This is a genomic window from Archangium sp., from assembly GCF_045802675.1.
GTDB lineage: Bacteria > Myxococcota > Myxococcia > Myxococcales > Myxococcaceae > Archangium.
Genome location: NZ_JBJMQO010000085.1, coordinates 87,898 through 96,107 on the forward strand (window position 1 = coordinate 87,898; position 8,210 = coordinate 96,107).

An 8,210-nucleotide genomic window follows, 5' to 3' on the forward strand; every position below is an offset into this window, starting at 1 on the left:
TTCGTGAAGGGACTTCGAATGCTCGTGCAGTTCGCGGTCGAAAATTTCATGTCCTTCCGGGACAAGGCCGTCTTCAGCCTGCGCGCGCTCGAAGGCGCACCCGCGTCTCCGGCGTATGTCGACAGTCATGGACTGCGCCTGTTGCGCTGCGCGGCCATCTACGGCGCCAATGCCTCCGGAAAGTCCAACCTCGTTCGGGCCCTGACCTTCTGTCACCAACTCGTCCTGACGGGCACGAAGAGCAATGAAAAGATAGCCGTCAAACCGTTCCGGCTCGATCCGGAGAGCACTCGTGGGCCTTCACAGTTCGAGTTCGAGCTGCTGCTTTCGGGAGCCATCTACTCCTACGGTTTTCGGATTGATGCGGAGACCGTGCAGGAGGAGTGGCTCTTCCGGACGGCAACTGGACGTGACGAGGAATTGGTTTTCGAGCGGCGCTTCGAGAGCGCCAATCCGGAGCGAGCGGCGTTCGAGTTCGGTTCCGCTCTCAGCACCGATGCGAGCAGGCTCCAATTTGTCGGTTTCGTCGGCGAAGGGACACGGCGTAACCAGTTGTTCCTCCATGAGGCGGTCGAGCGCAACGTGGTGGAACTCGAGCCCGTCCTGAAGTGGTTCCGTGGAAGTCTCAAGCTGATAGAGCCCGATAGCCCGTACGACTCCTTGGTTCAACGTGTCCATGAAGAGCCTGGCTTCCGAGTGTTTTTGGGGTCGTACCTAGCGAGTGCGGATACGGGAATCGCTGGTCTGACCACGATGAAATCCGAGGTGCCCCCTCAACCGGGCATGGGAATCGAGACCCTGGAGATACTCGCGCTTGGGTTGATTGGATTGCAGGGGCGGGTAACCAGTGCGGAGCGGACGGTGACCAGGGAGGAGGGCAAGCTGATGGCCCTCAACCTTCGTACGCAACATCGAGATTCTCACGGGCAAGAAGTGCAGTTCGCCGTGGATGAAGAGTCCGATGGCACGCGCCGGTTGATGCACTTGGCGCCTTCTCTTCACCCTGTGGAGCAGGCTGCTCGCACGTCGGTCATCGATGAGTTGGACAGGAGCCTGCATCCACTGCTGACCCGCAAGTTCGTCCGCGATTTCCTGAGCGCGAACCCACAGTCGCAGGAGCAGCTCATCTTCACCACCCACGACACCAACCTGCTCTCGCGCGACCTGCTGCCCGCGGAGGCCGTGTGGTTCGTGGAGAAGGACCCGACGGGCTGCTCTCATCTCTACTCGCTCGCCGAGTTCGACCCGGCCCAACTGGAGCAACTGGGAGACTCGCTCGAGGCCGGGTACCTCAGTGGCCGCTTCGGCGCGATTCCGTTCTTCGCCGACCGCAAGAAGCTGGGCTGGACGCCGGGGGAGTCGTAGGTCATGCCCACCGCGCGAACGCGGCTCGTGGCCCGGCACGCGGGCCACCGTGATGCCCGGCTCTTCATCGTCGCCACCGAGGGCGCGCGAACCGAACCGCAGTACATCGACGCCCTCAAGTTCAACGGTGTCATCGACCGCACCCGCATCATCGTGGAGGTCGTTCCCACGCTCGATGGAAGATCGAGCCCTGCGCATGTGCTCGCACGTCTCAAGGAGGCGAGGAGCCAGCGCGAGCTGAAGTCATTCGACGAGTTCTGGCTGCTGCTGGATGTCGATCGCTGGGAGGAACGAATGCTCTCCCTGGTGGCGCAGGAGGCGTTCCAGAGCGGCTACTCGCTGGGCGTGAGCAATCCCTGCTTCGAAGTATGGGTGGCGCTGCACTCGGCTGACACGCTGCCCGCGCTCGTGACCTGTGCCGAGGTCGAAGCCCTCCTCCGCCAACTCTGGGGCGCGTACCAGAAGGCGAATCTCCCGGTCGAACGCTTCTCCCGCGAGGCGGTCGAGGCGGCGATCGAACGGGCGAAGAGGCTGGACCGCGACCCTTCCGCTCGTTGGCCTCAAGCGTCGCCCGTCACGCATGCCCATCGGCTCTTCGACCGGCTGCTTGGCAGGACTTGAGGACGGTGCTATCTGCGGCGTCACCGAAAAAGGTGGGCCGGTTCGGTGAGCCCCGGCCACTCCCATGGTGGGAGCCCATGACCCCTCCCCAACGGAGTGAGGTCCCACGGCAAGCGGCGCACGTGTGCGTTCGCGCCGGGGAGGCTCCCATGAAACTGAATCATCTCGACCTGCAGGTTCCCGACGTCCAGCGCTGCGCCGAGTTCTTCGAAGCCCACTTCGGCTTCGTCTGGAACGGCAACCGGAAGTCGCCCGCCATCGCCATCCTCTCGGGCCCCGACGGCTTCGTCCTCGTCTTGCAGCGCATGAAGGAGGGTGACTCGGGCTACCCGGAAGGCTTCCACCTCGGGTTCCTCGTCGATGATGTCGCCACCGTGCGCGCTCAGCACGAGCGCATGAGCGCCAGCGGGCTCGCCAGCTCGGGCATCATCGAGAACAACCGGGGCGTGATGTTCTACGTCCAGGCGCCGGGTGACGTAACGGTGGAGGTCAGCTGTCGGCGCGTAGCCTGAGCTGCCCGGAGCGGCTCCGCTCCCTGTTGACCGAGCCGCTCCAAATGCCACGAACAACTCCGTCACACCGCGCGAGTGTTCATCCGCCAAACCTCGCCCCGTCTCGCGCGTGACGTCCGGAGCCCAGGCCCTTCCCGCTTCCACGGATTCCGGATATCCGGGGTTCCCAGTTGTCTGGGACGAAAGCCCGGCGCCTCGCGCCGTGGGGGGACATATGGCGAACCTGAGAGACCTGCCGCGTCAGGCGTGGGGCGACCTGCAGTCGAGGCTGCGCCACCTGCCGATGATGGGAACGCTGCGCAATCTGCTCGTGGCTCCACCGGAGCTGTCGAGCGCGGCGCCTCGCGACTCGGGCCTGGTGGACGCCGAGCGCGTCCAGGCCTACCAGCGCGCCATCGAGCGCTACGTGAAGCCCGGCCACGTCGTGGCGGACGTGGGCACGGGCAGTGGCCTCCGGGCCTTCCTCGCGGCGCGCCGCGGCCCGAGCAAGCTCTACGCGGTGGATGCCTCGCGCAACCTCGACACGGCGCGCTGGGTGGCCCGGCGCAACGGGCTCACGGACATCGAGTTCGTCCGCGCGGACAGCTCGCGCTTCCATCCCTCGGGGAAGGTGGATGTCCTGCTGCACGAGCAGCTCGGCGACGCGCTCTTCGACACGGGCCTGGTGCCCAAGCTGTTGGACCTGCGGGACCGCGTGCTCGCGCGCGGCGGCCGCATCCTTCCCCACCGCTTCGAAGTTTTTCTCGAGCCCGTGCAGCTGCGCGAGGAGGCGCGCCTGCCCTTCATCTGGGACCAGCGCCTGCCCGACGTGGACTTCAGCTGCGTGCAGGTGCTGCGCGACTCGCTCAGCCCCGCGTACTTCACCCGCTTCATCCGGCCCCAGGACGTGGAGCGGCGGCTGTGCGACCCGGAGCCCGCCTTCGCGCTCGACCTCGAGACGCTGCGCCCGGGCACGCTGCCGCACCGCCTGCGCCTGGAGCGCCCGGTGGTGCGCGAGGGCCGCATGGACGGCCTGTGCCTCTTCTACCGGGCCGGCTTCGACCCGGAGCTCTCCTTCGACACCTTCCCCGAGCGCCGGCAAGCCTGTACCCCGGTACTACTGCTGCGGATGGACCCTCGGGAGTTTGCCCGTTACGAGACGATCCGCCTGGAGCTGTCGTTGCCGGAGCTGTCGGACGTCACCACATGGCGGTGGAGCTTCGTGTGAGGGTACCCGCCTGCGTGTCTCCAGCTCCGTCCTCTTCTTCCTGCTGCTGACCTCGTCCGCTGGAGCACAGGATGCCTCGGCCCCAGCGGCCTCGGGCACGCCGCGCACCCTGGCTGGCCGGTGCGGCTCGGCCAACTGGGTGTGCGTCTCCCAGTGCATCGACGTGACGTGCGTGGACCGGTGCCTGGCCGAGGGGTGCGAGGAGGCCCTGAAGGCGCTCGAGCAGTGCGCCGCGAAGTCCGGCTGCGGCCCGGACGACTCGAGCTGCGTGGCGCGCGTCTGCGGCAAGCAGTGCGGACGCACCTTCGAGCCCGCGCCGCGCAGCCCCGAGAAGGAAGCGGCGGAGCCCTGCGCGGACGCCTCGGTGGGCTCGGGGAAGGTGCCCGAGAAGGTGGTGGGCCGCTGGACGCTGGAGGCCGCGAGCATCCGCCCCGAGGAGCGGCCGCGCATCGCCAGCGAGGAGGGCACGGACGTGAAGCCGCGCCCGGACTTCAAACAGGCGCTGGTGGTGACGCCCGGGGGCTGCTTCCTGCTGCGCACGAAACTGGAGGACGCCACGCTGGGGCGGGGCAATGCGTTGGAGATCCGCTCCTGGGGCGCCTTCCAGGTGGACGAGAAGAAGAAGACGGTGGAGCTGCGCACGAAGACGGGGCAGGCGGTGGGGCCGGTGTGCGGCAAGCCGCGCGTCATGGGCCTGTCCAAGGGGAAGTTCGAGAAGCCCGTGTACAAGTACCTCGTGGAGCGGGATACCCTCACGCTCACCGCGCAGAACCCCTCCAAGCAGACGTTCCAGTTCCGCCGCCAGACGCCGGAGCAGCAATCCCAGCCGGAACAGCCGGAAACGCAGAAGGAAGTCGAGTAGCCCCATGTCCGAGCGGATGCACCAATCCGATGCCGCGTGGCTCCAGATGGAGGAGCCCACGGGACTCATGGTCATCACGGCGGTGCTCTGGTTCGACGAGCCCCTGGACTGGGAGCGGCTCGAGGACGTGGTGCGCGAGCGGCTGGTGGAGCGCTACCCGCGCTTCCATCAGCGGGTGGTGACGGGCGGGCTGCTGGGCACGGCGCGTTGGGAGGAGCACCCGGCGTTCCGCCTGGAGGACCACCTGCGGCGCACGAAGCTGGGGCCCCCCGGGGGCCACGCCGAGCTGGAGCGGCTCGTGAGCGAGTCCATGAGCACGCCCCTGGATTTCGCCCGGCCGCTCTGGGAGCTGCACCTCATCCAGGGCTACGAGGACGGGTGCGCGCTGCTCATGCGCGTGCACCACTGCATCGCGGATGGAATCTCCCTGGCGCGGGTGCTGCTGTCGCTCACGGACGAGCGCGCGGCCGGGGGCCGCATGGCGGGCGGCTTCGAGGAGGCGGAGGACCCCCCGGGGACCCTGGGCCGGCTGCTGCGCGGAGCGCGGACGGTGGTGGGCTCGACGCGGGCGGCCTGGAAGCGGGGCGCGGAGCTGCTCGCCGAGCCCATCCAGCTCATGGACCTGGCGGTGGAGGGCGCGAAGGGCGCCTCGGCGGTGAGCCGGCTGCTGACGCTGATGCAGGACCCGCCGTCGCCCTTCAAGGGCGAGCTCGGGCGCGAGAAGCGCGTGGCCTGGTCGCGGCCGGTACCGGTGGGGAAGGTGAGGGAGATCGGCCACGGCACCGGCAGCACGGTGAACGACGTGGTGATGGCGGTGGTGGCGGGGATGCTGCGCCGCTACGTGCTCGCGCGCGGCCAGCCGCCGGAGGACATACGGGCGGTGGTGCCGGTGAACCTGCGGCCCCCGCGCGAGCCCCTGCCGCGGGAGCTGGGCAACCGGTTCGGCGTGGTGTTCCTGCCCCTGCCACTCGGGCTGGAGGATCCACTGGAGCGGCTGTGGGAGCTGAAGCGGCGGATGGACACGCTGAAGCGCTCGCCCGAGGCCGCGGTGATGTTCGGGATGCTGTCGGCCGCGGGGCTGGCGCCGGCGCCGGTGGAGCGCATGGCGGTGGAGGTGATGAGGAAGAAGGCCTCGCTGGTGCTGACGAACGTGCCGGGGCCGAAGCGGCCGGTGTACCTGGCGGGAGCGAAGCTCTCGGGCGTGATGTTCTGGGTGCCGATGCCGGCACGGCTGGGCGTGGGCTTGAGCATCTTCAGCTACGCGGGCCACGTGACGCTGGGCGTGGCGGCGGACGCGGGCCTGGTGCCCGAGCCGCACGAGCTCCTCGAGGACTTCGAGCTGGAGCTGGAGTCGCTCGCCGAGGCCGTGAGGGGCGCGGGGCACCCCGTGCCCCTGCACTGAGCCCTCCGGGAGGCCGGGAGAGCAGGCGCGAGGTCCGGCGCGCTCACAAGTGCCCGCGCTGGCGTCCTTCTCTGCGTGACTCCAACCCGAGGAGGACGAAGCTCATGGCCATCGTTCCGCATGGCTACAGCGCCGGCCCCGTCCGCGTATGCGCGCGCGGCGGTCCGCTCCATGTTGGCGGCTGCGGGCGGGTGATGCTTCTCTCACCCGTCCGCCCGGGAGCTGCCCGAGCCTCTCCTCCTCGCTGCTGAGCTCGCGGCGGGAGGTGCCCGGCTCTCCTGCATCTCCCCGCCCATCCACATCCCGGCCGCGTCGGCCCGAGGTGCACTCTCCCGCTTCGCTCCATCGTGAGCCGGAGCCCGGGTGCGTCCGTGCCTCATCCCCTCGACGCAAGGAGAGCTTGATGACCCCCTCTTATCCGCAGCTCGTGAAGGTTCTCGCATCCCGGAGGACGAGGAGCACCGCGGTGGCGCTCCTCGTCGCGGGTGCGCTCGTCATCCACGCCGCTCCCGCCGAGCGCTTCCCCACGGCGGCCGTCGGAGGCTCACTCGGGTTCTCCCTCGTGTTCGTCTGGCTGTTCTTCCACTGTGGCCTCTCACACCTCCCACCGAGGCAGCGCGGACCCGCCATCCTCCTGGTGCTCGTGGTGTTGAGCCTGCTGCTGTTCCTCCAGGTCCACGCCCTCGTGGTGTTGGCTGGGGAAATGCTCCGGAGCCGGGCCTCGCACTCCTGTGTCACCCAGCGGGACACCGGCTGGGGTTGACCCGGCGAGGCGTCCTTCAGCGGCCGCGCTTCTTCTGGGAGGTATTGAAGGAGCGCGTGGCCTTCTTCGTGTCCTGCTTCGCGCGAGCCTGGGCTTGCGGATCGTACTGGCGCTCGATGCGGGTGACTTCGCGGGCCAGCTTGTGGAAGTTCTCCAGCCGCTCCGGGGCGAGCCGCCCGTCCTGGACCGCCTGCCGCACCGCGCAGCCGGGCTCCTTCTCGTGACGGCAGTCGCTGAAGCGGCACCCGGCCCCCAGCTCCTCGATGTCCGTGAAGGCGGTGCGCAGGCCCTCCTCGTTCTCCATCAACCCGAGCTCGCGCATGCCCGGCGTGTCGATGACGAGGCCTCCCTGCGGGAGCACGAACAGCTCGCGGTGGGTGGTGGTGTGCCGGCCCTTGTCGTCCTCGCGCATCTCGCCCACCTGCATGCGCGTGCTGCCCAGCAGGCGGTTGATGAGCGTGGACTTGCCCACGCCCGACGAGCCGATGAGCGCCACCGTCCGGTTGCCGCCGATGTACTGCCAGAGCGCCTCCAGGCCCTCGCCGGTGACGCTGCTGACGGTGTGGAGGGGGACCTCCGGTGCGAGCGCGGCGAGGGTGTCGCGCGCCGCCACCACGTCCTCGCAGAGGTCCGCCTTGGTGAGCACCAGCACGGGTTGCGCGCCGCTGTCCCAGGCGAGCGCGAGGTAGCGCTCGAGCCGCCGCGGATTCAGGTCTCGCGTGAGCGCCGAGACGATGAAGACCACGTCCACGTTGGCGGCCACCACCTGCTCCTCGTCGGCCCGGCCGGCCGCCTTGCGAGCGAGCTGAGTGCGCCGGGGGAGCACGGCCTGGATGACGGTGGCGCCCTCCTGGCTCTGGGGCTCGAAGGTGACCCAGTCCCCGACGACCGGGCGCACGGACTCCCCCTTGCGGATGGCCATGCGCAGCCGGCCCGGGATGGTGGCCCGCAAGTCGCCTCGCGCCGAATACAGCACGTACTCCACGCCGTAGTCGGCGCCGATTCGCGCCGGCTCTTCTCCTTCGCTCGCGCGGGAGCGCCAGGCCTCCTGGAAGGGGGGCCCCCAGCCGAGCTTCTCCAAGGCGTGCTCATCCATGCTCATGCGGCGCCCAGACTATGCCCATCGCCGGGGGCTTGGGGTAGGGAGGACTTCATGCGTCCCGAACTCCTCGACCGATGGAATACACCGGAGGGCCGCCGTGGCCTTCGTGCTCGGCGGCGCGAGCGAACGCACGACAGGAGCCGATGGCGTCTCTGGCAACGAGGGTTTGACACCGGGACGAGGCGCACGCGAGCGTGGCCGCGCATCACTCACAGTGAGGGGGAATCGTCATGGGCATGTTGGATGGGAAGGTCGCGATCGTCACCGGGGCCGCGATGGATGAAGCAGGCGGCGTGGGCATCGGAGGCGCCACCGCGCAGTTGATGGCACGCGAGGGCGCTCGCGTCGTCGTCGCGGACCTGAACGGGGGCGCGGC

General features: G+C 68.9%; 8 protein-coding genes. 7 read left to right on the forward strand and 1 reads right to left on the reverse strand.

The window, feature by feature from the left end:
* The first annotated feature begins 18 nt into the window (after positions 1–18).
* The 7 genes from ACJ8AN_RS24740 (at position 19) to ACJ8AN_RS24770 (ending at position 6,732) form a co-directional block, all read left to right on the forward strand.
* A complete protein-coding gene (locus tag ACJ8AN_RS24740) occupies positions 19–1,365 on the forward strand; it encodes an AAA family ATPase (protein ID WP_407757917.1) in 1,347 nt (448 codons plus the stop codon).
* Between the two features lie 3 nt (positions 1,366–1,368).
* Complete coding sequence (locus tag ACJ8AN_RS24745; RefSeq protein WP_407757918.1) at positions 1,369–1,986, forward strand: RloB family protein; 618 nt, start codon at positions 1,369–1,371, stop codon at positions 1,984–1,986.
* Between the two features lie 149 nt (positions 1,987–2,135).
* Positions 2,136–2,498 carry a VOC family protein gene (locus ACJ8AN_RS24750; protein WP_407757919.1) on the forward strand — a complete coding sequence of 121 codons (363 nt, stop codon included), beginning with the start codon at positions 2,136–2,138 and terminating at the stop codon, positions 2,496–2,498.
* Positions 2,499–2,712: 214 nt separating this feature from the next.
* Positions 2,713–3,705, forward strand: coding sequence for a methyltransferase domain-containing protein (locus tag ACJ8AN_RS24755; protein ID WP_407757920.1), 993 nt, complete (start codon positions 2,713–2,715; stop codon positions 3,703–3,705).
* 139 nt (positions 3,706–3,844) lie between these two features.
* Positions 3,845–4,567 (forward strand): hypothetical protein, encoded by a 723-nt coding sequence (locus tag ACJ8AN_RS24760; RefSeq protein WP_407757921.1) that lies wholly within the window; start codon positions 3,845–3,847, stop codon positions 4,565–4,567.
* Positions 4,568–4,571: 4 nt separating this feature from the next.
* A complete protein-coding gene (locus tag ACJ8AN_RS24765) occupies positions 4,572–5,969 on the forward strand; it encodes a WS/DGAT/MGAT family O-acyltransferase (protein ID WP_407757922.1) in 1,398 nt (465 codons plus the stop codon).
* Positions 5,970–6,372: 403 nt separating this feature from the next.
* Positions 6,373–6,732 (forward strand): hypothetical protein, encoded by a 360-nt coding sequence (locus ACJ8AN_RS24770; RefSeq protein ID WP_407757923.1) that lies wholly within the window; start codon positions 6,373–6,375, stop codon positions 6,730–6,732.
* A gap of 16 nt (positions 6,733–6,748) precedes the next feature.
* Here the strand turns inward: ACJ8AN_RS24770 and rsgA are convergent, their stop codons facing one another.
* Positions 6,749–7,828 carry a ribosome small subunit-dependent GTPase A gene (rsgA, locus tag ACJ8AN_RS24775; protein WP_407757924.1) on the reverse strand — a complete coding sequence of 360 codons (1,080 nt, stop codon included), beginning with the start codon at positions 7,826–7,828 and terminating at the stop codon, positions 6,749–6,751.
* Positions 7,829–8,210 lie beyond the last annotated feature (382 nt).